Below are 24,821 nucleotides of genomic sequence, written 5' to 3'. Positions count from 1 at the left end.
CCCTACAATCGATGGCTATGGCAAAACTGTACTTCCGCTACGGAACCATGAACAGCGGAAAATCCATCGAGGTCCTCCGCGTCGCCCACAACTACCGCGAGCGCGATATGCGGCCGTTGATCGCCAAGCCGGCCGTGGATACTTTGGCTGACGGCGACGTGCACTCCCGCATCGGAATCGCGGAACGCGCGCACCTCATCCACGATGGCGATGACCTCTCCTCGCTTGCCGACGGCTACGATTGTCTAATCATCGATGAGGCACAGTTTCTTACCCCTGACCAGGTCGATCAGTTGCTGGGAATTACCCTTCGCGGTACTCCGGTGCTCTGCTACGGTCTGCGTACCGACTTTCGCACGCATGCCTTCCCAGGCTCCCAGCGCTTGCTCGAAGTTGCCCACACCATTGAGGAAATCAAGACAATTTGCACCTGTGGGCAGAAGGCCATCTTTACTGCACGGTTGAATCCGGACGGCAGCATTATCCTCGACGGCGAAACCGTGGAAATTGAGGCACTCGAAGCGCCGAAGTACATCTCCCTATGCGCCAGCTGCTACAACCGGATGTCGGGTAAATGGGCGTGAGTAGAGCCCAGAGTTTTTAGTGCCCCCACCAGGGCTCGAACCTGGGACAAAAGGATTATGAGTCCTCTGCTCTAACCGACTGAGCTATAGGGGCAAGGATTGGGCATTGTGAAGTGACAATTAAGCACTATGAACCAGTGCCCAAAACCTCATAGCATCATAGCAATCTGCCACCGTGCGGTGATAAAAGCCCTATACCCAGCGGGTTCGGCTGCCATTGCGTGGGTTCAATGAAGCTAAGTGTTTCCGTGTCGACGAAGGTAATCCCCGTTCTCAACGAAGCTGATCTTTCCGCAAAGTTACGACTTTCGGTTGATGAATCAGCCCTAGGACACTTCTAGCATTAATCCTATGAGTACAAAACCTTCCTTGAGCAGCGCCGACGTCTCAGTCGACGCACAAACCGGTGCCACAGCGAAAGCGAAGGGCACCCCCGTCATGGCAATCGCCAACGAGGATCAGATTGCTGAGTTCGGGGCCTCGCCACAGCGGTGGTGGGGGTTGCTCGTGCTCGCGGTTGGCCTCGGCATGATTGTCCTGGACGGCACCATCGTTGGTGTTTCATTGCCGACCATCATTTCGGAGCTGGGCCTTGACATCGTGGGCGCGCAGTGGATTACCACGATCTACTCGGTCGTTTTCGCCGCACTACTCCTGACCTCTGGCCGCGCTGGCGACCGCTTCGGCCGTCGAACGCTTTTTCTCGTCGGTCTGGTCATCTTCACGGTCGGCTCCGTCGTGGCCGCACTTTCCACAGCCTTGGCGCCACTGGTCATTGCCCGCGTCATCCAAGGCATTGGTGGCGCGTGCATTCTGCCATCAACACTGTCCAGCGTGAACGCACTATTCCGTGATAAAGATCGTGCCACCGCATTCGGCATCTGGGGTGCGGTCATGTCTGGTGCTGCAGCAGTCGGCCCACTCCTGGGTGGCGTGCTTACGCAGTTTGCTGGTTGGGAAGCTATCTTCTGGGTCAACGTGCCCATCGCCGTCGTGCTTTTCGTCCTTGCGCTGCGCTGGGTGCCGAACACCGCAGGCGATACCAATGGCGCGGGTCGCTTCGATGTCCTTGGCCTGGTGTTGTCTGGAATTGGCTTTGGTGCCGTGGTCTTCGGCATCATTCAAGGCGCCAAGATAGGGTTTGCTTTTCCCTCCGCACCCGTCGTCACGCTCTTAGTTGGTGCGGTGGTGCTTGTCGCTTTCGTGCTGTGGGAAAACAGTCGTCGGAAGAACGCGGATCCTGCGCTGTTGGACGTGTCGATGTTCTCCTACGCCACGTTCAGCTGGGGGAATACCACGGCGATGCTTGTCGCGGTGGGTGAGTTCGCGCTGGTCTTCGTGCTGCCGCTCTACCTGGTGTCGGCGATTGGCTTATCGACGATCGCAACCGGCCTGGTCCTGGCAGCAATGGCTCTCGGTGCGTTCTTCGCAGGTGCCATGGCGCGTCATCTGGCAGCTCGGATTACCCCGGCCGGTGTGGTGATTGTGGGCCTTGGTCTCGAGGTCTTTGGTTCGCTGCAGTTGGCGGCCGAAGAGCGCGTTGACCTGCCGCTGTGGCTGGTTGTGTTTGCATTGATTGTCTACGGTCTGGGTCTTGGTCTGGCATCGGCGCAGCTGACCTCGTTGGTGCTTGGTGATATTCCGGTGCGGCTGTCGGGGCAGGCATCGGCAACGCAGTCGACGATTCGGCAGATTGGTTCGGCGCTCGGTGCTGCGCTCGGTGGTATGGCGCTGACGATTGGGCTGGATCGTGAGATCGCGAAGCTGTCGCCGGGCCTGGAGCAGATGGGGCAGGGGCTGAAGGATTCCGCTGGCTCGATGCTGATTGGTCTGCGTGCGCAGGGTGCTCCCGACGGTGTGTTGGTGCCGCTGACAAATGCGTTTGCACATGCCACGCAGTTTGCGCTGTATTCCGCTGTCGGCGCGTTGACTATTGGCTTCCTCTGCTCGCTGAAGGTACTGCAGTTGCGCAGGCAGGCTGAGAAATCGAATTAGCGATGTGGAATATTCGGGTGAGGGGCCGTGTTGGAAATTGGTGTCACAACATCAATCGTGGCAGTCTTATCGTTTGTCTCTTAACCGGACTTGCTAGATAGAAATGACCAACATGAAAATGCTCACAAAGCGGCGTTGGCTCGATTACGGCCGAATCTCCACTTCCTCCTGTCGCTAAACACTTCGGAGCTTCCGCCTCGCTGCGCCTGTCTCTTCGAGGCTGAGCTCAGCGGCCTCGGATCCCGTCGCGCGCATTTGTCAGACGGCATAAGGCGCGGCACAAGTGTTTTCAGAGAAAGAAATATCCAGGAGGAAAAGTGAATAAATTTAAATGGGCGACCGGCTTCGGTGCCCAAGTTGTCTATGGCCTGATTATTGGTCTCATTTTGGGCTTCATGGCCCGCAGTACTGGCGATGACTCCTCGTTGCGCACAGCGCTCGACGAGGTCGGCAGTACCTACGTCACGCTGTTGAAGCTGCTCATCCCACCGCTGGTGGTCACCGCAGTCGTAGTGTCGATTGCCAACCTGCGTCAGGTCGCAGGTGCAGCCAAGCTGGCTGTTTCGACGCTGATTTGGTTTGCCATTACATCCTTTGTATCGGTGGTTATCGCCATCGTGCTGGGCTTGGTCATCAAGCCAGGCGTTAACTCTGGCGTGGATGCCTCGGCAGCTCAGGAGCCGAGTTCCGTGGGCTCCTGGTGGGGATTCCTGCAGAGCATCGTCCCGCAGAACTTCCTCGGCCTTGGCGTGAAGATCAGCGAATCTGACGGTGCTGTATCCGGCTCGCTGAACTTCAACGTCCTGCAGCTGCTGGTCATCGCGATTGTCTTCGGTGTCGCCGCAGTGAAGGTTGGCCCGAAGGCTGAGCCATTCATCGAGTTTTCCGGCTCTCTTTTGACCATCGTGCAGAAGGTCCTGTGGTGGGTCATCCGTCTGGCACCAATTGGTACCGCAGCCCTCATCGGCCACGCCGTCGCTGAGTATGGCTGGGAAGCGCTCGGCAGCCTGGGCAAGTTCGCCATTGCCATCTACATTGGTCTGTTCCTGGTCATCGCAGTTGTGTACCCAGTTGTGCTGAAGATTCATGGCATTAGCCCAATCGACTTCTTCCGTCGCGTCTGGCCAGTGACCTCGCTCGGCTTCTTCACCCGTTCGTCTATGGGCGTCATGCCGGTCACTGAGCGCGTTGTCTCCCGTCGTCTGGCAGTACCGGATGAGTACGCCTCCTTCGCCGTACCGCTGGGCGCCACCACGAAGATGGATGGTTGCGCCGCCATTTACCCGGCTATCGCGGCTATCTTCGTCTCGCAGTTCTACGGTGTGCCGTTGGACTTCACGGACTACCTGCTCATCATCTTCGTCTCCGTCATCGGTTCGGCTGCAACTGCTGGCACCACCGGCGCTACCGTCATGCTGACCCTGACCCTGTCGACCCTTGGCCTGCCACTTGCCGGTGTCGGCCTCCTGCTGGCTGTCGAGCCGATCGTGGATATGGGCCGCACTGCGGTGAACGTTACCGGTCAGGCCGTGGTCCCGTTGGTCGTCGCAAAGCGTGCGGGAATCTGGGATAAGGACGAGTGGGACGCCAGCGCCAACGCCGACCTGTCGCCAGCCGACGAGTCGGACGACGAGTCTGCAGACGCGCCTGCTGAGAAGTCCGATTCCGCCGAAAAATCCGAGTCCGCCACGCTTGCGTAGTCTTGAGGACATGACTTCTTGGAAGCCCTCTGTTCTTGCGCAAGTTGATCAGTGGCCAGTTGACACGGTCGCGGCTGCCGTGCGTGCCGACGATGGCAGTTGGCATACCCACGGTGATAGCGGTCGCGTTTTTGAGCTCGCTAGCGTGACCAAGTTACTGGCCGCTGTGGGCATGCTTGTGGCCGTCGAGGAGGGCGCGGTGGAGCTCGACCAAGAGCTCACGCCACCCGGTCACGGCGCGACTGTGCGTCACCTTCTGGCGCACGCCGGCGGGGTGAGGTTTGCCAGCCGTGAGCTGGAAAAAGAACCAGGGGAGCGGCGCATTTACTCCTCCGCGGGCTTTGAAATCATCGCCGATGCCATCGCTGCGGAGGCAGACATGCCGTTTAGTGAATACCTGCGCCAGGCCGTGTTTGAGCCGCTGGGGATGTCAGATTCCGTGCTGGATGGCTCGGCAGGGCATGGCGCGCGTAGCAGTGTCGCTAATCTCATGGTCTTCGTCGATGAGATCTTCACCCCGACTTTCCTGCACCCAGGTACCGTCTCCGAAGCGTTGACCGTGCAGTTCCCGGGCCTGAATGGTGTCGTGCCGGGCTATGGAATGCAACGTCCGGCCGATTGGGGCCTGGGCTTTGAGATTTTCGGGCACCCCGATTCCAAGCAGGGGCTGTGGTTTGGCGCCTCGATGCCCAAGGATGTCGCAGGCCACTTCGGGCAGGCGGGCACGTTCCTGTGGCTTCATCGTCCAACCGGGCGGGCGGCAATCGCCTTGACCGACCGAGCTTTCGGCGAATGGGCCAAGCCGCTGTGGACTGACTTCAACGACGAACTATGGCGTGAACTGGAAGAACACGCTAAAGATTAAGGGGATATGAGCTAAGTCGGCGTCGCTTGCGGCGTCGATTTTTCGTCTCAGCGCTAAATCACATCTGGGGGATTAAGGACAACTTGAGGGTTGCCAGCAGCCGTCTCGGAAATAACAATCATAAACACGTGCAACGCAAACCTCAGAAGTGTTGTTTTACCGCAGTGCTTTTTTCTGCAGTGTGGCAAGTGTCGTTGGATGAGTTCGTAGGGGAAGACGAATCTCGTCTTACACCAATTGACCGCAACTTTTCCGAGGACCTTCGTCTATGCGCACCCAACTTTCAGGCGTCCTGTGGATTCACAGCATGCCAGGGCCGCTGCAACCACACATCACGTGGGCGCTGGCCCGACTCAGCATGCCCGATGGCACTAAGCCAGGCCGGGATATTTGGCGTGCGACCGACCAGGATGCCACTTTGTGCGCCGAGGTGCCTTTCACTGCAAGTGCTGACACCATCGCCACACTGGTGGACAACCTGGCTAGGTGGCCGCGCCTCTATTTCGAGCTGGCGCAAGACCCAGCCGTGGATGATGACGGCTACGCCATCGATGGCATGCGCTACTGTCATACCCCGCAGCTGGGGACTTTCGCCGGACAGACCGATGCCGCCGGAAACATCGTGGTCAACGAAGATGCGCTGCGTTCCATCATGGCACGCGGCGGCGACATCGAAGGAACCCTCGACGCGGCCATCGGCGGGCCGTGGGACCGCGTGCTAGAGCCGATGCGCATGATGACGGCAGGCTACGCCCCCGAAGAGTGCTTTACGACGTCCACCCCTGCCGGACCCGACAGTGCCAGCGGCAACTCGACCGCTGGCAACGCAGACCTCGGTGGGGTAGAGGCAGCTAACGTGCTGCAGCTCTACCCGCGCCGGGCGGCGATGTAGTCAACTACATCGCCAAGGGTCTTAAACGAGGAAATGTCCTCGTCCTCAATGCGGACTCCCAGCTCTTCCTCACAGCGGACAGCCAACTCTACGACGCTCAAGCGGTCAAAGCCGTAGTCGGTCAGCGAAGTGGAGAGCTCTAGGGACTCCACCTCGTCGTTAGCCATCTTTTTGACGATTGCCGCGACCTCGCCGTGAAGACCTGCGGGCAGGTCAGCGTCGGCGGAACCCTTCTTCGAGCCCGCGTTCGCTGCATTGGGTGAGGCATCGTCAGCGTCACCGGCGCCGGTGACCTGTGTGCCCAGTAGGGCGCTGAGCTGATCTCCAAGGCTAGAGGTCATTATTCAGCGTCCTGAGTGGTTGCGGTTGGATCGGTAATCTGCAGCTCTTCAGCTGCTTCCTGGGCGACACTCTTGTCGAGCTTGCCAGCGCGTGCCAGTGCGGCCAGGGCCGCAACAGCGACTGACTCGCCGTCGGAGTTGAAGTAGCGGCGAGCGGCCGGACGGGTATCCGAGAAGCCGTAGCCATCGGTGCCGAGGACGGTGTAGTCACCTGGAACCCACTTGCGAATCTGCTCCGGGACCGCACGCTGGAAGTCAGTCACTGCGATGAATGGCCCATCGGTGTCGGACAGCTGGCGGGTTACGAAGGCGGCTTCGACCTCTTCAGCCGGGTTGTGCAGACGCTCAGTGTCACGCTCGTGTCCATCGCGAGCCAGCTCATTCCACGAAGTCACCGAGTAAATCGAGGAAGCCACACCGTAGTCTTCCAGGATGTCCGCGGCGCGCAGCGCCTCCTGCATGCCAATGCCGGAAGCCAGCAGGTTGACATGCTTGTCGCCCTCAGCCTTGCGGAAGCGGTAGATACCGCCAAGCAGCCCTTCGACATCGAGGTCTTCCGGGACAGCCGGCTGCGAAGTCGGCTCATTGTAGATAGTCAGGTAGTAAATGACATCTTCGCCGCGCTCCGGACCATACATGCGGTCGATACCGTCGCAGACGATGTAAGCAATCTCGTAGCCGAATGCTGGGTCGTAGGAGACCACGGACGGGTTCGTAGCTGCCAGCAGCTGGGAGTGACCGTCCATGTGCTGCAGGCCTTCACCTGTCAGCGTCGTGCGACCGGCGGTAGCGCCGAGTAGGAAGCCGCGGGACATTTGGTCACCGGCAGCCCAGATGGAGTCAGCCGTGCGCTGGAAACCGAACATCGAGTAGAAGATGTAGAGCGGAATCATGGCCACGCCATGGGTGGCGTACGCCGAGCCGACAGCGGTAAACGACCCCACAGAGCCCGCCTCGGAAATGCCCTCGTGCAGAATCTGACCGTCCTTCGCTTCCTTGTAGGACAGCATCAGTTCATGGTCGACCGGAGTGTAGTTCTGGCCGTGCGGGTTGTAGATCTTCAGCGTCGGGAACCAGGAGTCCATGCCGAAGGTGCGGGCCTCATCAGGGATGATAGGCACGAAGCGGTCCTTGAGATCCTTATCGCGCATCAGGTCCCTGAAAACACGCACCGTCGCCATAGTGGTGGCAACCTTTTGCTTACCTGATCCCTTGAGGAGGTTTTTCAGGGTTTCCGGCTTTGGCGTTGTCAGTGGTTCGTAGCTAGTGCGACGCTCCGGCACGAAACCGCCGAGTTCCTTGCGGCGCTCCAGCATGTACTGCACTTCCTCGGACTCTGGGCCCGGGTTGTAGTACGGCGGCAGGTAGGGATCCTTCTCCAGCTCCTCGTCGGAGATCGGAATGCGCTGGTTATCGCGGAAAAGCTTCAGATCATCGAGCGTCAGCTTCTTCATCTGGTGGGTCGCGTTGCGGCCCTCGAAGTTATGGCCGAGGCCATAGCCCTTAACCGTGTGCGCCAGAATGACGGTCGGCTGGTCCTTGGTCTCCAAGGCCTTCTTGTAGGCAGCGTAAATCTTGCGGTAGTCGTGGCCACCGCGACGGAGGTTCCAAATCTCCTCGTCGGTCATGTCCTCGACCAGCTTGGCAGTGCGCGGGTCACGGCCGAAGAAGTGCTCGCGCACCCAAGCGCCGTCGTTAGCCTTCAGCGTCTGGTAATCGCCATCGCAGAACTTATTCATCAGGTCGACTAGTGCGCCGTCCTTGTCCTTAGCGAAGAGCTCGTCCCACTCGCGGCCCCAAACGACCTTGATGACATTCCAACCAGCGCCGCGGAAGAACGACTCCAGCTCCTGGATGATGCTGGTGTTGCCGCGCACCGGACCGTCGAGGCGTTGCAGGTTACAGTTAATGACGAATGTCAGGTTATCCAGGTTGTTCAGCGCCGCATGCTGAATGGCGCCACGAGATTCCGGCTCGTCCATTTCGCCGTCACCGAGGAAGGCCCAAACGTGCTGCTGTGAGGTGTCCTTGATGCCGCGGTCATGCAGGTAGCGGTTGAAGCGTGCCTGGTAGATGGCGTTGAGCGGACCAAGGCCCATGGACACCGTCGGGAACTCCCAGAATTCTGGCATGCCATGCGGGTGCGGGTAGGAGGGAAGGCCATTGCCCTCGCCGAGGGAGACTTCCTGACGGAAACCGTCGAGGTCCTCTTCGGTCAGACGCCCCTCTAGGAATGCGCGGGCGTACATACCCGGCGAAGCGTGGCCCTGGAAGAAGACGTGGTCACCGCCGCCTGGGTGGTCTTTGCCGCGGAAGAAGTGGTTAAAGCCGACCTCGTAAAGCGGTGCGGCGCCCGCATAGGTGGAGATATGTCCGCCCACGCCGATACCCGGACGCTGTGCGCGATGGACCATAATTGCCGCATTCCAGCGAATCCACTTGCGGTAGCGGCGCTCAATGTCCTCATCGCCTGGGAATTCTGGCTCCATCTCAGTTGGGATGGTGTTGACGAGGTCTGTCGAGGTCAGCGGCGGTAGAGCCACGCGCTTTGCCGTGGCACGTTCCAGCAGGCGCAGCATGAGGAAACGTGCGCGCTCCGGACCTGCCTCTTCTAACAGTCCGTCGAGAGACTCAAGCCACTCCTTGGTCTCTTCAGGATCTGCATCCGTGAGATAGGAGGCGACCCCATCACGGATAAGGGCAAAGTTTGACTCATCAGAGTGGGCTTGTGGCGTACCCGACGAGGTATCGGACATTGTGAGCTCCTTTCAGTCCCTGAAGGAAAGGCAAAGGTTATTTTTCTCCACTCTACGTCTGAATCGTTTGTTGTGCCCCTAGCCGTTTCTTGCACACGCTTTCACCGAACAATCCGGTCGGCTTTACGACGAACATTGCGAAGAACACTGCGAAAACTGCACCTTTTTGGGGAAATTCTTATTTTGCAGCTGTGAAAAATGTATTTGAGCGGTAAAATTTCTCCACATAGTTCGAAAAATCGAGCTGAATATTTTTTCTAGAGGAGGAAAAGGGAAGTGGTCAACGCCACAGGCGCTGCTCATGAATATGCGAGCAGGCTCGGCATCAAGGAAGGTCAGCTAGTCCAGGAGGTTGGCTGGGATACGGACTGTGACTCAGCAATCAGTGAGTCGGTCGAGAATTTCCTGGATGCAGACCTGCTCGACGAAGACACGGATGAGGTTGTCGACGTCGTATTGCTGTGGTGGCGTGAAGAAGACGGCGACTTGGTCGATGGTCTTGTGGATGCTTCCCGCCCTTTGGAGGATGAAGGCCGCGTTTGGTTGCTCACGCCGGGTGCTGGTCAGCCGGGTGCCATTGATCCTGGTGTGATTGACGAGTCCGCACAGCTGGCAGGTTTCTCCAACACCTCGGCGCTTCGTCTGGGGGATTGGCAGGGCAATTGCCTGGTGCAGCGCTCTAGCTAGCCGGCTTTCGCTGTCCCGTTTGAATCGGCTACTAGCCGAGCTATTGAAATAATCTGCATAAACGCTGTGTGTAGTGCGCAATTGGCAATCTATGTTTGCCGTGTGTTAAAGTTTCGCAGCAGCGCGGCGATAGCTCAGCGGTAGAGCTCTGGTTTTACACACCAGCGGTCGGGGGTTCGAAACCCTCTCGCCGCACAGACATAATCCGCCCGGATTCTTGTAATGGAGAATCCGGGTGGATTTTTGTTTGTGCTAAACTCCCGGTCTGTGCGTTTTACAAAATCGCTAGTAACCATCATTGTTGCCGGATCTCTACTTGCGGGCCCACAGGCCTACGCAATTGGAGGAGACGGTAAACCAGTAATCGACGCTGCCACCTGTAAGGCAATGGTCAAAGCCGCAAATGCAGGCGAGCCGGTGGAGGATCCATCGATTCTCCATCTCTCCGACAAGATGCCTTCCTACCTTGCCGACGGCACCCTGGACTACGTTGTTGCTCCAGACTTTCCGTACCGCGCGCAGCTGGACGCTGCTGCCCAAGAGTGGAATGAAAAGCTCGGTGGCAAGGTCGTGCTCCGGGAAGTGACCAAAGACAAAGCTGATTCGGATACCGTGAGCGTTCGCTACGTGCCTAAGCCGAACTCGCACGTTTTGGCTTCTGCATCGGAAATTAGTAAAGAAATGACGGTTTTCGTTACTTCCACACTCTATCCTGATGCAATTCGCAGCACGCTTGCACACGAGTTTGGGCACCTACTCGGTATCCGGCACACCTGTGATTACACCTTGATGGCTGCATCTTCGCACCGTCATCCGGCAGCACATGTCACTCCGCTCGATGTCGTAGCCGTTCTGCAGGGACAGTTCGATTAAATTGCGTATAAAAGCCAGAAGTCGACGCCTCTGGCGACGCGGTGCAGCCATCGCTGCGGGATATGCGCTTGACCGCATTTTCGCAGATCCCACCAATCACCATCCGGTGGCAATCTACGGGCAGGCCGTCAGCAAACTTGAGCGCCGAATTTATGCCGATTCCAAGGCGCGCGGTGTAGCTTTCACCACAATCGCAGTGGCCGCACCGGTAGTGCTTACCGCCGCAGTCAGTACAGTCGCCCCGACCCTCGCACTGACTGCCACCACGTGGGCATCGCTCGGCGGCACTACCCTCCGCCGCACGGGCGAACGTATGGCCGACCGACTTTCCGCCGGAGATATCGATGCTGCCCGAGAGCTTGTGCCGTGGCTGTGCTCGCGTGATCCAGAGGCGCTCGACGCTGATGGGATCGCCCGAGCCACCGTCGAATCGCTCGCTGAAAATACCTCCGACGCAGTCACCGGCACTCTCATGTGGGGTGCCATTGCAGGCGCTCCTGGTGTGGTCGCTCATCGAGCGGCTAATACCCTCGACGCGATGGTGGGGTACCGCAACGCTCGCTATCGACAGTTCGGGTGGGCCAGTGCACGGCTTGACGACGTCGCCGGGTTCCTCCCCGCGAGACTTACAGCTGTCGCAACTGTGGTTGCAGGCCCGGATCGTCGTCAAGCATTGGCAGCGTGGCGACGAGACGCCGGCAACCACCCAAGTCCAAACGCGGGCGTCGTGGAGGCAAGCGCTGCAGGCGCGCTGGGGCTGCAGCTGGGCGGCGCGACGGTGTATCCCAGCGGAGTGGAGATGCGCCCGGTGCTTGGCAGTGGTCGGAGGCCTGCGGTGGCCGATGTGCGGCGTGCCGCAGGGCTGAGCAAGCGAGTGCAAAACATTGTTGCGCTCAGCTGCGCCGGAGCAGCAGTAATTGCCGGATGTATCCGACGCGTGAAAGCGCGAGCTGAGAGTTAGAAACGCTCGTCGTATCGGTTATCGCGATAACCTGCGGCGCGGTGGCCAGTGTTGCCGTAGCGTTGCGCCATGCGCTGACGGTGCAGCTCGGCGGCGCGATCCTCGTCGGACTTAGCCGGCGGAGGCGTCGGAGTGGCGTCGTCGTCCGATTCGGGTGTTGCGGCCTCGGTGGCATCAGCGTCATCTACTGGTTCCGCGGCGTCGCGGAGGTTCTTGGCCATCTCCTCCTGCTCCGCGCGGTCTCGTCTGCGCTCGACGATTTCAGCGCGAATGAACCAGACGACGGCAAGCGGCACGAGAGCGCCGAAGAAAATCCATTGAATGCCGTAGGAGAGGTAGGGGCCGGACTCCAGAGTGGGCAGCGGAATGGCCTCGATGACGGCATCGGATTTGTCCGAGAGCTGAAGCCAATCGGGGTTGAGTTCGGTGTCGACTAGCTCGGACACTTCCTTGGTGTTGATTCCGTAGACCTGCGGCGGGGTGCCGGGGATTGGGGCGGTCTCGGCGGGAATCTCGTTTCGGCGGGTAAAGGCCGAGATAGTCAAGGTGCCCTTCGGGGCTGGCTCAACATTGGGGGTGCTGGAGTCTGTCGGGCGTACAAAGCCGCGGTTGACCAGGTAGTTTTCGCCATTGTTAGCGACGAAGACATCGAGTACCTGGACGGCGGGGGCTCCATTGACCGGGCAGTTACGCAATAGCACGCGGGTATCCGGCAGGAAGGACCCGGTGGCGGTAACGCGACGCCATTCGTTGCCCTCGACGAACCCTTTGCCCTTGGGCATTAGCTCATTGACATCTACGGGGTCGAGCTCGAATGAGTGCTCAAGCTGCTGATTGCGATGCTGCGTCGCGGTGTTCTTACCCAACTGCCACGGAGCCAGAACAGTAAATGCGAGATAGGAAAACGCAATGGCGACAATGGCAGTGAGAACCCATCCAGGGGTCAGAAACTGGCGCACATTCTTAAACACATTCATTGAGCTTACCCGGTGGTGTGGATGGCACTAGAGCGGCAGGTGATTGGCGGTGCGGAGATTGAGTGAACTTCGGGTAAAGTTATTTGAGCGTATTTGACGGGGAATCTACCCGGGGATAGATGGAAAGAGAGGTGTCGTGGTGGGCACGCAAACAGCGAAATCTTCGCCTTCACGCCGCTTCAGCACAGTCTCGCGCCAGTTCATCAAGTTCGGCCTGGTCGGCGGCACAGGTGTGGTTGTCAACCTGATTGTCGTGATTATTGCCCGCAAGTTGGGCCTCAGTCTGGGCACCAATGAGCACGACGTGTTTATGAACTTGTTCGGAACGCGGTGGAATATCCGTTACTCCCACGTCTATGCAACTCTGGCGTTTGTCGTGGCTAACATCTGGAACTTCCAGCTCAACCGGTCCTGGACCTTCCGAACTGACAATCGCCCGAACTGGTTTAGACAGTTCTTCCCGTTTTTATTTGCAGGTATCTCAGCACTGATTGTGAACCTGGTTGTCATCACGCTGCTGACTAACCCCACCTCGCCACTGGCACTGCCGGTGGATATTTTCGACGACTCCACCGGCTTTAGAAACCGCCTCTACTGGGCAAACCTCATCGGCGTCATCTTGGGTACGCCCGCTAACTTCATCTTGAATAAGATTTGGGCGTTTCGAAACCGGGGCAATGCCAGCAAAACAAAAGAAAAGGTTGTTTTGAAACCTTAACGCTCAGAGGCCAGCGCCAGAGTCTCACGCAACCATGCGATGATTCCCGGCGTCGCGGCCTCAATTTCGTTTCGAGTGCGGACGAATCCCTCCGGACCTCCGTAGTAAGGATCAGCCACGACGGCCCCCTTCGGGGATGCCGGGTCGAAGGAACGCATCAGGCGAATCTTCTCTTTTGGCACGCCAGCGTGGAGTAGACCATTGATGTGCGATTCATCCATGGCGATGAAAAGCGTTGCATCCATGTGCTCATCGCCCAGCTGTGCCGCGGTGTGGTTCGGATCGTAGCCAGCATTTTCCAGCTCGGCTTGCGCTCGCTCGTCGGCGGGTTCGCCGACATGCCAGCCGCCGATTCCGCAGGAGGCGAGCAGGACATCGTCGGCAAGCGCATTGGCTTCAACCGCGTCACGGACGATGATTTCAGCCATGGGGGAGCGGCAGATATTTCCGGAGCAGACAAACACGACGTACACGGACTCAGTACGATGCGACGAGTTCATAAGCATAATAGGCAAAACCAAACTTCTCGGAAAATAAAAATAGGATTGTCACTAATCGTTGACGAGTCTTAAAGATACAACATTTCCCGCACAACACGATTCAGGTCCCCAGGCGACGACGCCACCGCCGCTGCCGATGCCCACTCAGATTCCGAGCCGTAGCCCCATTTAACAGCGATGGCGGGGATGCCGAACTGTGCGGCGCCCTCAAAATCATGGATGCGATCGCCAACCATTACGACCGAACCGTGCGGACGCACTGCTTCATCGGTTTCAATGCCCAACTCCTTGAGCGTGTACTCAATGACCTCGGTCTTTGTCTGTCGTGAGCCGTCGTCGCTGGCGGCGCCGATGAAGTCAAAGGCGTCGAGAAGCCCGAAATTGTCCAAGGTTTTACGGGCGAAGTAGTCGCCCTTGGAAGTCGCAGTGGCTAGTTGGACACCAGCTGCCCGCCAATCGCGCAGGAGCTCCGGCCAGCCGGGGAACATCTCGGCACGCTGCCAAGCACCGGCGTGTTGATGCTCCATGTACACAGCGAAGGCTCGGTCGACTTGTTCGTCGGAAAGCCCGAGGGATGCGAGTGTCTCCACCATTGGCGGGCCTGGGATCGTGTTGATAAAGCTCTCGGGCGGAAGTGGGTGGTCAATTGCCTCCAACGCAAGGCGGAATCCATGTGCGATTGCGGGGAGAGAATCGGCGATGGTGCCGTCGACATCAATAAGGACAGTGGGACGATGGCCAGTGGACATATTGTTCATCCTAAAAGGTCATTAGGCTGGATGGCATGTTAGACGACCCGCTGCGCTATCACGGCGATCAGGCCGCCCATGGCGCTGACCTGGACTTTGCCGTCAATGTTCACGGCACCACACCGCAGTGGCTGCAGGACTCGCTTGCCACGTCCCTTGGAGAACTTGCCGCGTATCCGTCTGCGCAGCTCGATGCCGACGTCCGCGCCGCCATCGCCGCCAATCACAATCGCAGCGCCGACGAGGTTCTGCTTCTTCACGGCGTCGCCGAGGGCTTTTCGCTCTTGCCGCACCTGGGCTTGCCCGCCACCATCGTCCAGCCGCAGTTCACCGAACCTGAAGCCGCGTTCCGCGCCGCGGGAGTCGGGGTGGATTCGCTGGTACTACCGTCGCCGTACACGCTCACGCCTACGCTTGCCGACGTCCACGAGAACGCCTCCTCCCCGCATTCCCAGCAGCTTGACGGTCGGATGGTCATCATCGGCAATCCGACTAACCCCACCGGTGTTGCTCATTCAGCGGATGACCTGCGGGGGCTCGCCAGCCGTTGTGGGATCTTGGTCGTGGATGAGGCATTTATGGACATCGCCGATGGTGAGATTATTCGGCGGTGCTCGCTAGCTGATTGCAGGCCGGGGGAAGCGAACAGTATCCCCGATAATGTCATCGTTTTCCGCAGCATGACTAAGACCTGGGCAATCGCAGGCCTGCGCTGTGGTTACGCGCTGGGAACCCCTGAGCTCCTGGCGCAGTTGGGGCGACTGCGTCCGCACTGGCCACTGGGCACGCTGCAACTTACCGCTATGGCGGCAATCGCGCGTCGCGAGGCAGAGCTGTTGCCACAAATCCGCGCTGAGATTGGTCAGCAGCGCGAGGCTATGACACAGCTGTTAGTAGCCGCCGGCTGGCAGGTGTTGGATTCCAAGGCTCCCTTTGTGCTGGCACGCCCGGGGGTTGCCCTGAGCACGCATGATGGTCCGGGCGCTGCGGAGGTTGACGTCGTCAAGCACGAGCGCCTGAGACAGCGGCTCGCTGCGCGCGGAGTAGCCGTGCGGCGTTGCGACACCTTCGCCGGTTTGGACGGTTCGTGGTGGCGGCTGGCTGTGCGGGACGAGACGAGTGTGCGGCGGCTTATTGCGGAAGTAGCGGATTTGCTGTCGCAGAACTGATGGGGCGGGGCAGAGTTCACTACGCTGGAAGAGAAGCTGGAGAGAAATGCATGTTGAAGGGATGGATGTATGACGGACTCTGCGCAGACCCGTGCCGAGGGCAATAACACGGTGGTGACCGTTGCCGACGTGCGTGCGGCGATGGACGCGGCCTACCCGCCGGCACTGGCGGAGAGCTGGGATAAAGTTGGCCTGATCTGCGGTGACCCGCAGGATGAGGTGCGTCGCATCGCGTTGGCGCTGGACTGCACTGACGAGGTTGCAGATCGCGCGATTGCCTCCGGTGCTCAGATGCTCGTTGTGCACCATCCGCTGCTTCTGCGTGGTGTGAATTCCGTGGCGGCGGATACACCGAAGGGTCGGATTATTCATAAGCTGATTCGGGCAGGTGTGGCTCTCTTTGCAGCGCACACCAACGCTGACAGCGCCCGACCGGGTGTCAACGACCAGTTGGCCACGGTGCTCGGAGTTGAACCGGGTGCGCCGCTAGCTCCGCAGCCGGCTCCCGGCTTGGATACCTGGACAGTGAAGGTTCCGGCAGATCACGTCGATAAGGTCGCGCAAGCCATGTTTGAGGCGGGCGCGGGCACTATCGGCGACTACGACAGCTGTGCGTTTCGCATTAACGGCCGCGGCCAGTTCCGCCCGCTGAGCGGGGCGAATCCCTTCATCGGTGCCGAGGGGCAGATTGAGTATGTCGAGGAAGTACGCCTGGAGATGGTCGCGCCACGGTCCGTGCGCGCGGCGATTGTCAAGGCTCTCGTTGCGGCGCATCCGTATGAGGAGCCTGCCTTCGACATCGTGGACAATCAGGCTACCGGCTTGGATCCGCAGCAGGCTGTGGGCATTGGGCGAGTGGGCACGCTGGATACGCCGATGCCATTTAAGGACTTCGTCGCCCGTGTGGCTGAGCGCCTGCCCGCAACGGCATGGGGCGTGCGAGGCGCAGGCGATCCGGAGCGGATGATTCGCACGGTTGCCGTCGCATCTGGTTCAGGTGACTCTTTCCTGGACACTGTGGCAAAGATGGGCGTCGATGCGTTCGTTACCTCTGACCTGCGGCATCATCCTGTCGATGAGACACTGCGAACCGCGGACTTCTGCGTGGTGGACACGGCTCACTGGGCCAGCGAGTTCCCCTGGTGCTACCAGGCCGCAGAGATCCTGGCCGAGAGGCTCGGGGTCGCGACCGAGGTCCTTGAGGTGCGCACCGATCCCTGGACAGTGGCAGAATCGTCGACACAGGCAAGGAAGTGAAGACCATGAGGCTTAGTCCACAAATCCAAGTGGCGATGTTGGAAAAGGCGGAAAACCAAACTCTGTTGGATGGGCTCACCGCCCGCCAGAACGTTCTGCCCGAGCGTGCCGAGTTGCAGGAGCTGCGCAAAAAGCACAGCCGTCAGGCCAGTGAGGCAGCGCGCTCCAAGCTCAGCGCCTCCGATATCGGCCGCGATATTGCCAAGCTGGAATCGGACATCAACAAGCTGAAAGCCCGCGAAAAGGCTGATCGTCTGTCGCTCGGTGCCGCAGAAGACGCATCCACGCGCCGTGACCTCGGGCATGACCTGCGCTCCACCAAGCGCCGCCGCGAACGCGCTGAACAGGAACTCCAGCAGTACGAGCGCATGCAGGAGGCCTATCAGGTCGACGCTGAGCACGAATACGACGCCGACGAGGCGCACGATGACATCGTCGCCGCCAAGCAAAGGCTTAACGACGCCGAGGTTGACCTCATTGCGCGCATTTCCATCGCAGAGACCCGAATCGAAGAGGCTGACAAACTCATTGATGGTTCGGCAGCCAAGCTTTACCGTCGTCTAGCGCTTGCTAATGGGATCCCCGTTGCCCGCTTAAACGGACGCACCTGCGGTTCCTGCTTCATGGAGCTCGATGTAGGAACCGTGCATGAATTCACCACGCTCGCGCCGGAAGAAGTGACGTTTTGTCCTGAATGTGGCGCGATGATTGTGCGTGCGGAAACGCTGGGAGCGGTGAAAGGCGCGTAAATGAGCCAGGCTGCAGACAAGCGCGATAGCGCGCCGGGCTGGACGGGTGCGACTACGGATCCCACGCGGTTGGTGCTGCTGCGCCATGGGCAGTCGCCAATGTCGATTCGCCGGGAGTACTCGGGAAGTCGTTCGAACCCCGACCTGACAGAGGTGGGCAGACAGCAAGCGGAAGCGGCAGCACGTCACCTGGCGACGTTGGTCGATAGCGGCAACATGAGTTTCTCGGCGATTGTGGCCTCTCCACAGCGTCGTGCACAGCAGACAGCAGAGGCGGCAGCCAAAGCGCTCGGGCTGGACATCCACGTTGAAGAGGATCTGCGCGAGACCGACTTTGGGCAGTGGGAGGGCATGACTTTCTCCGAGGCTCACAACGCCACCCCTGAGCTGCACAGTTCCTGGCTTGCGGATCCGGCCGTGGCGCCACCGGAGGGGGAGGATTTCCGCACGGTCGATAGCCGAGTGAGCGCCGCGCGTGAGCGCATCGCTCAACAATTCGGTGCCTCGGATGTGCTGGTAGTCAGCCATGTCACACCAATCAAGTCGCTGCTGCGCCAGGGGCTCGGCTGCGGCTTTGAAATCTTCACTCGCCTGCACTTGGACCTGGCCAGCCTCTCCATCGCGGAGTTCTACGCAGATGGGCCGACATCAGTGCGGCTGATTAACGACACCAGCTACCTGCGTGGTTAGCAGCCGAGCACGGCGGGTTATTTGAATTGCGGTTGTGGCGGGTACACTAACCATTCGAGCGAGCCGGCCGGGTGATCGCGGCAGTTAACGGAACCGGACGCCTCTTTTACAGAGTGTGTCCAGGCCGCTGTCGAGGAAAGTCCGGACTCCACTGGGCATGGTGGTTGCTAACAGCAACCCAGGGTGACCTGCGGGAATAGTGCCACAGAAAATAGACCGCCGGGCGCACAGCCGATGTCTTTGACGTAAAGCTGTGGAGATCCGGTGAGGGTGAAAAGGTGCGGTAAGAGCGCACCAGCGGGGCAAGTGATTGCACCGGCTAGGTAAACCCCACCAGGAGCAAGGCAAAATCGCGCATGCTTCGTCGTGCGCGTGCGCGAGTGTTTGAGGGCTGCCCGTCCGATACTCGCGGGTGTGCTGCTTCAGGCTGTCAGCAATGGCAGACCGAGATGGATGATCGCCACCCGGCGCTTTCCGAAAGGAGCGCCGAGGGACAGAATCCGGCTCATAGGCCGACTCGTTCACACAAGCTTTTCTACTCGACCACCGCGCCGGCCGCAGTGTTCTCCACACGGATGGTCTCGGAACCGCCGTCGTTAAGCGCGGAGGCAATCCGATCGGCATCGTCGACGTGGGACCACATCACCAGCGACGCACCCGGGCACGGCGCACAACGGGCAATCTTCTCGCAGTCAATGGTGTCGGTCAGCTCGGCAATCTGCCCCAGCACAGAGCTTGCCGACGGCGCGGAGCCACGCTCACTGACATCGCGCGAAACCCCTGCGATGGCTGCTTGAATATCGCTGTGACGGATGTGGCCGATGACTGCGCGGGCGCGGTCGGAGGATGCGTCGGCTTCGTCAAGCCACTGAATGGCACGGCCGATGGTGGGGATGTCTTCGTCGTCCGGATGCACCTCGTGACGAGCACGCACCCAGTCCGCGACCCGCTCTTGTGAGTCGGGGAGGCTAGCGAGAGTCGGCACGCCAAAAGCGGCGCAGGCTTGCTGGAAGAACTCGTAGCGCTCCTCGTCGGGCGAACCGCCGGTGACATCGGGGGAGTAAGCGACAGTCAGCGCCAACGACTGCGGGAACGCCGTCTGCGTGACTGCCTCATCGGAGTGGTTGATGCACAGTAGGCTGTCCGGGCGGCTGCGCAGCGCCGTGGTGTAGGGGTACAGCGGCCACGACTGTCCCTTAATCTGCACCATGGTCTCGTGGATAGCGGTGGCAATACGCGTGCGGGTGGGCACATCATCGCGGTCGCCAAAACGCGCATTGAGAGCCAGCGCGAGAGCACACTGAATTGCCGGAATCTCTCCAAAACCGCGACCTGGCGCGATAGTGGAGGCAATGGTGACCTTCAGGCCGTTGCTGTTGCGCGGAACGAGATGCAGCGAGTGCTGTAATGCGACGATGGCAGCCGCGACAGCGGTCGGCACCTGAGAAAAAGCGGCGGGGACGCTATCCGGGAAATCCATCTTGGTAGTTTCGCGCTTGTACACGACAACGAGCTGCTGCTCGTCAATTTCCTCGATGCCGACCGCAGCATAGGCCGGAATGGCGGTGGCTAGGAGCATGCCGCCGGAGGACGCGCAGTCCTCACCCAACAGGTTGATGGAACCCGGGGCGTATGCAACTGAAGCATTAGAACCGACGGCATCGAAGACGTCGTTTACGACAGCGGGTGCGGCGGGCATGGGTGAAACCTCTCCAGAGATCGGACTCATAGTGCTGGTGTGCAGTGTTCGCGTTCAACGCTTGTGTTCTAAGGTGAACAATTCCGTCGATAATACCCGGGTCGGGGGACAGTGACAAACCTATATACTGGGATTTTATGTCGCCGCAGCGCACATGGCAGGCAAATGGTTGCCTCTCTGCAAGTTTGCTTATGTGTGGAGTTGGCGGTGACAGAACCGCTTGATAACTCGACAAGTTCTCGATGTGGAAGAGGAGAAAAATCGTGAGCGACAACAGCAGTAAGTGGTACTACCAGCCGTCGACGGGCACGGTGTTTCAGGGAAAGAAAACCGGTTGGGACGACCGAATGGGCCCCTACGATTCCGAAGAGGAAGCCCGCGCTGCCATGGAAAAAGTCGCCGAGCGCAACAAGGCGGCCGACGACTGGGATGAAGAAGATGACGACTGGGGAGTAGCTGAAAAATAAGGCTCTACGCCTTTAGGCCTTCTTGCCCTTCTTAATCTTCTTTTCCATCTTGCGGAAGGCCTTGAAAACCTTTGCCACGGCATCGTCGTACTCAGCCAGGGCCTTCAGGCCGTCGTAGTACTCCATCTGGTAAAGCACGCCGTAGCCGAAGGTGTCCCTGCCCGCACGGGAGGCACGCTTAGCGCGAGCCAGCACGAAGTCGCGCGCAGTACAGGTGTCCTGGAAGTCACCGAGAACCGACTGCAGGTTCTTGCAAGCAGCGTAGAGCTTCTCGGTCGGCAGGTCCGCGTTCTGAGCAGCTTCCGCGCTGTAGCGGAGCTTCTTCGCAGCCTTGCGGACATCGTGGTAACGCTCGTCCAAATCTGCCTCTGGCAGGTCAGCATCCTCGCGGCCATCGAGTACCAGGTTGTGGCGACGACGGAACTTCGAAAACGCGCTGCGCAGGTGATCAAGCAGCACCGCAGTGGTGTCGAGTTCCTTCGGTGCCGCTACCTTCTCCGGCTCGGCCTTGTCTGAGGTCGTGGAAGCTGCTGCATCGGCGGCAGTATCAGCCTCAGCCGCGACCTCGGAACCAGCTGCCGACGTATCCTCGGAGTCTGCGGCCTCCGCGCCGTCGACAAGCGAATCATCCTTCTTCTTAGACTTCTTTTCCCCAGCCTCGGCCTCGTCCGCATTTGCGGCAATTGGCGGATTGGCGAGGAACTCATCGAGATCGTCGAGAAGTTGCAGGTACTCGCCGGAATTCAGCGCGAGAATAACGCGGTGATGGGCGCGCTCGTAGTCCTTCTGGACATCCTCGACAAGGTTCGCGCGCAGCTCCTCGCCCAAAGCGGCGCTTTCGCGATTGGCCAGCAGTTCTTCCCAGCGCATAGCGACGACCTCAGCGTCACGAGCCACGCCGAGAACACCCGCCAGCTGCTTGAGGTTGCTCTCCAGCTCAGCGACCTTATCGCCCACAACAATGCCGTGGAAGGTCTGCATGTGACTGCGTAGCTCACGAGTGGCGACGCGCATCTGATGCACCGAGTCAAACTCATCGCGGCGTACCTTCGGGTCGTACTCGACCATCTTGGCCACGTTAGCGGCCAGCGCATCGACCACAGTGCGCCCCGGAGTACCCTTCGGCAGCTTCGCTGGAACCGGCGGCAGGGGAGCGGAGTCGATGGAGTCACCCAACGCCGTCGCCAACTTCGAAGGGCTTTCCGACGGCACGGCGCCAGCCACCTCAGCGACCTTGGACATCGCTGCCATTACGGCCTTACCGTCCGGGTGATTTGCCCAATCCCCGAGCAGCTCAATCTCCCACTCACGCCAAGTAGTGGTTTCGCCGCCATCGAGGAAGGAAGTCGCCGTGACGTGATCATCCGCAAACTCCGCCATGGGCGTGCCATCGAGGGCAAACACCGTGGTGACGTGGCGCTCATTGTCTACCTGCGCGATTGGTTGCAGCGGGTGATTGCGCACAATTGCGCGCACGGGGGCAAGCAACTCGGTAGGCACGATGTAGTCAGCATCGCGGCCTTCACCGTTAACAGAGCCCTCTTCCAGGTCAACGCCATATTCGAGGCGACCGCCGGTACCCGGCGCCTTCAGATGCCACCCCTCATCGGGGCCGCCCGTTCGGCGACGCAGAGTGTGCTTGGACCGGGTCAGACGCAGGTCCGCCGTGTCCAGGTAAATCGCGGAGAGATTTCGCACCTCAGTGGTGGTGGAGCCAACCTGTGGAACGAAATCGAACGATGGGGCTACCACTTCTGGGGTAGCTGAGAACTTAGATTCCACCTCCAACGCCGCAGTTGGAGTTTTGGACTTAGAACCAGACTTAGATGCCATAACCACTAATTCTACCCCTGAATCGAAGAGCTAACCCGAGAAGTTCTGCGCCTCAGTAGGGAACTCGCGGGAGTGCACCTGGTCGACATACTGCTTCGCTCCCTTGGTCAGCATCTCACCGACCTCTTCGAACACCGAGCTAAACGACGGCCTGCGGCCATCGGCCGGAACTGCAAAGGCATCCTGCCAGACGAGAACCTGGCCATCGCACTGATTACCAGCGCCAATGCCACAGGTCGGGATGGATAGCTCGCGGGTAATCTCGGTGGCCAGATTCGCAGGCACCATCTCCAGGACCACGGCCGCGGCACCAGCATCGGCTACCGCATGGGCGTCGGCACGCAGCTGTTCCGCCCCCGCACCGCGCCCCTGTACCTTGAATCCGGACAGCGCGTTGACGGACTGCGGGGTGAAACCGATGTGCGCCATGACCGGAATGCCGGCGTTGACCAGCGCACGGATGCGCGGAGCGATACGCACGCCACCTTCGATCTTGATCATGTGTGCGCCGGTTTCGCGCATCATCTTCGCGGCGGACAGCACGGCCTGCTCATCGGAGGCCTCGTAAGTGCCGAAGGGTAGATCGGCAACAACAAGTGCGTTGCCAGCGCCCCGGACGACACCGCGCGCAAGCGGGATCATTTCTTCCAGCGAGATCTCGGTGGTGGTGTCGTAGCCGTAGACAACGTTTGCTGCAGAGTCGCCGACCAACAGTAGCTCGACACCGGCGGCGGAAAAAGCGCGCGCGGTGGAGTAGTCGTAGCAAGTCAACATTGCCCAGGGGCGAGACTCAGCCTTCCATTCGGCCAGATTATTCAGACGAATCTTTTTTCCGCTCATGTCAATAGAGCATGCCATAGTCACCCGCAATTCGAGGCCACGAGGGCAGCGGTTATGGCACGGGTGCGGCAGTTGGCTAGCCACGCCGGATGGTCAAAATGTGTACCGCGAATCCGGGCACCTGGGTAACGTTGGAAAGTATGAACAGTCAGCAGGAATTCGTCCTCCGCGCAATCGAAGAGCAAGATATCCGTTATATCCGTCTGTGGTTTACCGACATTTTGGGGTATCTGAAGTCCGTTGCCGTCGCACCGGCTGAGCTCGAGGGCTCCTTTGAAGAGGGCATTGGTTTCGATGGCTCCGCGGTGGAGGGCTTTTCCCGCGTCTCCGAGGCTGACACTATCGCGCAACCGGATCCTTCGACGTTCCAGGTCATGCCGCGTCTGCATAAAGAAGACACAATCACGTCCGCGCGCATGTTCTGCGACATCGTCATGCCCGACGGTCAGCCGTCGTGGGCAGATCCACGCCAGGTGCTGCGCCGCCAAATTAAGGCGCTTGCCGACGAGGGCTTCCACGCGTTCATCCACCCGGAGATTGAGTTTTTCCTAGTAGAGAGCCTGGCTACTGATGGAAAGCCGCCGGTGCCAACGGACAATGGCGGTTACTTTGACCAGGCGGTCTACGACCGCGCACCCCGCTTTCGCCAAGAAGCGATCACGGTGTTGGAAGACATGGGAATCCCTGTGGAGTTCTCCCATCACGAAAATGCGCCGGGTCAGCAGGAAATCGATCTGCGCTACGCCGATCCGCTGACTATGGCGGATAACGTGATGTCTTTCCGCTACATCATTAAGCAGATCGCAATGAAAAACGGTGTGCAGGCGACATTCATGCCGAAACCTTTCCAGGATTTGCCGGGCAATGGCATGCACACTCATATTTCCCTCTTTGAAGGGGACACTAATGCATTCCACGACCCGGATGATGAAAACCAGCTCTCCGACACCGCAAAGGGTTTCATTGCCGGCATTCTGACTCACGCCAGCGAAATTTCCGCTGTGACCAATCAGTGGGTCAACTCCTACAAGCGCACGGCATTTGGCGATGAGGCTCCGACGTCCGCGACATGGGGCATGGCCAACCGCTCGGCTCTCGTGCGTGTGCCCATGTACTCACCGGGTAAGGCACATTCGCGCCGGGTGGAAATTCGTTCCTTGGACTCGGCCTGTAACCCGTATCTTGCTTACTCGGTGATTTTGGCCGCCGGTTTGAAGGGAATTAAGGAGGGTTACCAGCTTCCGGAGCAGGCAGAGGACAACATCTCCGAGTTGACCAAGCGGGAACGACGTGCGATGGGCTACCGCGATTTGCCGACATCCCTGGAGGTGGCGCTGCAGGAGATGGAACGCTCCGATCTGGTGGCCGATGCTCTCGGTGACCATGTCTACGAGTTCTTCCTGCTCAATAAGTGGCGCGAGTGGCGCGAGTTCCAGCGTCAGGTGACGCAGTGGGAGCTGCGCACAACTCTGGATTACTAGTTTCCCCGTACCGCCCCCTTCCTTTTTCGTCTTTAATT

22 protein-coding genes, 2 tRNA genes, 1 other RNA gene and 1 pseudogene are annotated in these 24,821 nt (G+C 59.5%); 17 read left to right on the top strand and 9 right to left on the bottom strand.

Annotated elements, in window-relative coordinates; all coding sequences use genetic code 11:
• Window positions 1-17 precede the first annotated feature (17 nt).
• Window positions 18-584, top strand: coding sequence for a thymidine kinase (locus tag HMPREF3053_RS08295; protein ID WP_048732776.1), 567 nt, complete (start codon window positions 18-20; stop codon window positions 582-584).
• A gap of 20 nt (window positions 585-604) precedes the next feature.
• Here HMPREF3053_RS08295 and HMPREF3053_RS08290 read toward each other — a convergent pair.
• Window positions 605-678, bottom strand: a tRNA-Ile gene (locus HMPREF3053_RS08290).
• 257 nt (window positions 679-935) lie between these two features.
• Here HMPREF3053_RS08290 and HMPREF3053_RS08285 point away from each other — a divergent pair.
• From HMPREF3053_RS08285 to HMPREF3053_RS08270, 4 genes are all read left to right on the top strand, one after another.
• Window positions 936-2,579, top strand: a complete 1,644-nt coding sequence (locus HMPREF3053_RS08285; protein ID WP_083295715.1) for a DHA2 family efflux MFS transporter permease subunit — start codon at window positions 936-938, stop codon at window positions 2,577-2,579.
• Between the two features lie 317 nt (window positions 2,580-2,896).
• Window positions 2,897-4,279, top strand: a complete 1,383-nt coding sequence (locus HMPREF3053_RS08280) for a dicarboxylate/amino acid:cation symporter (RefSeq protein ID WP_048732641.1) — start codon at window positions 2,897-2,899, stop codon at window positions 4,277-4,279.
• Between the two features lie 10 nt (window positions 4,280-4,289).
• The gene (locus HMPREF3053_RS08275) at window positions 4,290-5,144 is read left to right on the top strand and encodes a serine hydrolase domain-containing protein (RefSeq protein WP_070767558.1); all 855 of its coding nucleotides are present in this window, start codon (window positions 4,290-4,292) and stop codon (window positions 5,142-5,144) included.
• 268 nt (window positions 5,145-5,412) lie between these two features.
• Entirely contained in the window at window positions 5,413-6,036 is a 624-nt protein-coding gene (locus HMPREF3053_RS08270) for a DUF3145 family protein (protein WP_070546216.1), read from the top strand.
• Here the strand turns inward: HMPREF3053_RS08270 and HMPREF3053_RS10905 are convergent.
• Entirely contained in the window at window positions 6,012-6,377 is a 366-nt protein-coding gene (locus tag HMPREF3053_RS10905; RefSeq protein ID WP_083276308.1) for an acyl carrier protein, read from the bottom strand. The genes HMPREF3053_RS08270 and HMPREF3053_RS10905 overlap by 25 nt on opposite strands.
• The gene (gene aceE / locus HMPREF3053_RS08260; protein ID WP_070546218.1) at window positions 6,377-9,133 is read right to left on the bottom strand and encodes a pyruvate dehydrogenase (acetyl-transferring), homodimeric type; all 2,757 of its coding nucleotides are present in this window, start codon (window positions 9,131-9,133) and stop codon (window positions 6,377-6,379) included. Before aceE ends, HMPREF3053_RS10905 begins: the two co-directional genes overlap by 1 nt.
• A gap of 276 nt (window positions 9,134-9,409) precedes the next feature.
• On the opposite strand from aceE, the gene HMPREF3053_RS08255 reads away from it, so the two are divergent.
• The 4 genes from HMPREF3053_RS08255 (at window position 9,410) to HMPREF3053_RS08240 (ending at window position 11,654) form a co-directional block, all read left to right on the top strand.
• Entirely contained in the window at window positions 9,410-9,820 is a 411-nt protein-coding gene (locus tag HMPREF3053_RS08255) for a DUF3052 domain-containing protein (protein WP_005511050.1), read from the top strand.
• A gap of 123 nt (window positions 9,821-9,943) precedes the next feature.
• Window positions 9,944-10,015, top strand: a tRNA-Val gene (locus HMPREF3053_RS08250).
• A 72-nt stretch (window positions 10,016-10,087) separates the two neighbouring features.
• Window positions 10,088-10,693 (top strand): zinc metalloprotease, encoded by a 606-nt coding sequence (locus HMPREF3053_RS08245; RefSeq protein ID WP_141698021.1) that lies wholly within the window; start codon window positions 10,088-10,090, stop codon window positions 10,691-10,693.
• 1 nt (window position 10,694) lies between these two features.
• Window positions 10,695-11,654, top strand: a complete 960-nt coding sequence (locus HMPREF3053_RS08240) for a cobalamin biosynthesis protein (protein ID WP_246819393.1) — start codon at window positions 10,695-10,697, stop codon at window positions 11,652-11,654.
• Here the strand turns inward: HMPREF3053_RS08240 and HMPREF3053_RS08235 are convergent.
• Window positions 11,651-12,631 (bottom strand): SURF1 family cytochrome oxidase biogenesis protein, encoded by a 981-nt coding sequence (locus HMPREF3053_RS08235; protein WP_070767557.1) that lies wholly within the window; start codon window positions 12,629-12,631, stop codon window positions 11,651-11,653. The genes HMPREF3053_RS08240 and HMPREF3053_RS08235 overlap by 4 nt on opposite strands.
• A gap of 136 nt (window positions 12,632-12,767) precedes the next feature.
• Here HMPREF3053_RS08235 and HMPREF3053_RS08230 point away from each other — a divergent pair, with 136 nt between their 5' ends.
• On the top strand, window positions 12,768-13,349 hold the full coding sequence (locus HMPREF3053_RS08230; RefSeq protein WP_042388795.1) for a GtrA family protein: 582 nt from the start codon (window positions 12,768-12,770) through the stop codon (window positions 13,347-13,349).
• On the opposite strand, the gene HMPREF3053_RS08225 is transcribed toward HMPREF3053_RS08230, so the two are convergent.
• The gene (locus tag HMPREF3053_RS08225) at window positions 13,346-13,849 is read right to left on the bottom strand and encodes a low molecular weight protein-tyrosine-phosphatase (protein WP_369707166.1); all 504 of its coding nucleotides are present in this window, start codon (window positions 13,847-13,849) and stop codon (window positions 13,346-13,348) included. The genes HMPREF3053_RS08230 and HMPREF3053_RS08225 overlap by 4 nt on opposite strands.
• A 68-nt stretch (window positions 13,850-13,917) precedes the next feature.
• The gene (locus HMPREF3053_RS08220) at window positions 13,918-14,598 is read right to left on the bottom strand and encodes an HAD hydrolase-like protein (RefSeq protein WP_049192884.1); all 681 of its coding nucleotides are present in this window, start codon (window positions 14,596-14,598) and stop codon (window positions 13,918-13,920) included.
• A 35-nt stretch (window positions 14,599-14,633) separates the two neighbouring features.
• Here HMPREF3053_RS08220 and cobC point away from each other — a divergent pair, with 35 nt between their 5' ends.
• The 5 genes and pseudogenes from cobC to rnpB all read left to right on the top strand — a co-directional run bounded on the left by cobC (window position 14,634) and on the right by rnpB (window position 18,987).
• Window positions 14,634-15,767, top strand: coding sequence for an aminotransferase class I/II-fold pyridoxal phosphate-dependent enzyme (gene cobC, locus HMPREF3053_RS08215; RefSeq protein WP_070429149.1), 1,134 nt, complete (start codon window positions 14,634-14,636; stop codon window positions 15,765-15,767).
• A gap of 69 nt (window positions 15,768-15,836) precedes the next feature.
• Entirely contained in the window at window positions 15,837-17,024 is a 1,188-nt protein-coding gene (locus HMPREF3053_RS08210; RefSeq protein WP_070767556.1) for a Nif3-like dinuclear metal center hexameric protein, read from the top strand.
• A 5-nt stretch (window positions 17,025-17,029) separates the two neighbouring features.
• A complete protein-coding gene (locus HMPREF3053_RS08205) occupies window positions 17,030-17,773 on the top strand; it encodes a zinc ribbon domain-containing protein (RefSeq protein ID WP_070767562.1) in 744 nt (247 codons plus the stop codon).
• A gap of 24 nt (window positions 17,774-17,797) precedes the next feature.
• Window positions 17,798-18,463 (top strand): annotated as a pseudogene (locus tag HMPREF3053_RS08200) (histidine phosphatase family protein); the annotation flags it as partial.
• Window positions 18,464-18,522: 59 nt separating this feature from the next.
• Window positions 18,523-18,987, top strand: an RNA gene (gene rnpB / locus HMPREF3053_RS08195) — RNase P RNA component class A.
• Window positions 18,988-18,998: 11 nt separating this feature from the next.
• On the opposite strand, the gene HMPREF3053_RS08190 is transcribed toward rnpB, so the two are convergent.
• Complete coding sequence (locus HMPREF3053_RS08190; RefSeq protein WP_049170173.1) at window positions 18,999-20,162, bottom strand: galactokinase family protein; 1,164 nt, start codon at window positions 20,160-20,162, stop codon at window positions 18,999-19,001.
• Between the two features lie 263 nt (window positions 20,163-20,425).
• Between HMPREF3053_RS08190 and HMPREF3053_RS08185 the strand changes: the two genes are divergently transcribed.
• On the top strand, window positions 20,426-20,629 hold the full coding sequence (locus HMPREF3053_RS08185; RefSeq protein WP_016423068.1) for an SPOR domain-containing protein: 204 nt from the start codon (window positions 20,426-20,428) through the stop codon (window positions 20,627-20,629).
• A 12-nt stretch (window positions 20,630-20,641) separates the two neighbouring features.
• Here the strand turns inward: HMPREF3053_RS08185 and HMPREF3053_RS08180 are convergent, their stop codons facing one another.
• Window positions 20,642-22,462 (bottom strand): CYTH and CHAD domain-containing protein, encoded by a 1,821-nt coding sequence (locus tag HMPREF3053_RS08180; protein WP_070767555.1) that lies wholly within the window; start codon window positions 22,460-22,462, stop codon window positions 20,642-20,644.
• A gap of 30 nt (window positions 22,463-22,492) precedes the next feature.
• A complete protein-coding gene (gene panB, locus HMPREF3053_RS08175; protein ID WP_224784052.1) occupies window positions 22,493-23,302 on the bottom strand; it encodes a 3-methyl-2-oxobutanoate hydroxymethyltransferase in 810 nt (269 codons plus the stop codon).
• 140 nt (window positions 23,303-23,442) lie between these two features.
• On the opposite strand from panB, the gene HMPREF3053_RS08170 reads away from it, so the two are divergent.
• Window positions 23,443-24,783 (top strand): glutamine synthetase family protein, encoded by a 1,341-nt coding sequence (locus HMPREF3053_RS08170; protein WP_005511085.1) that lies wholly within the window; start codon window positions 23,443-23,445, stop codon window positions 24,781-24,783.
• Window positions 24,784-24,821: the final 38 nt, after the last annotated feature.

This window comes from Corynebacterium sp. HMSC064E07 (assembly GCF_001815745.1).
Taxonomy (GTDB): Bacteria; Actinomycetota; Actinomycetes; order Mycobacteriales; family Mycobacteriaceae; genus Corynebacterium; species Corynebacterium jeikeium_D.
Note: the sequence above shows the minus strand (reverse complement) of the source record. Positions and strands in the feature narration are given on the sequence as shown.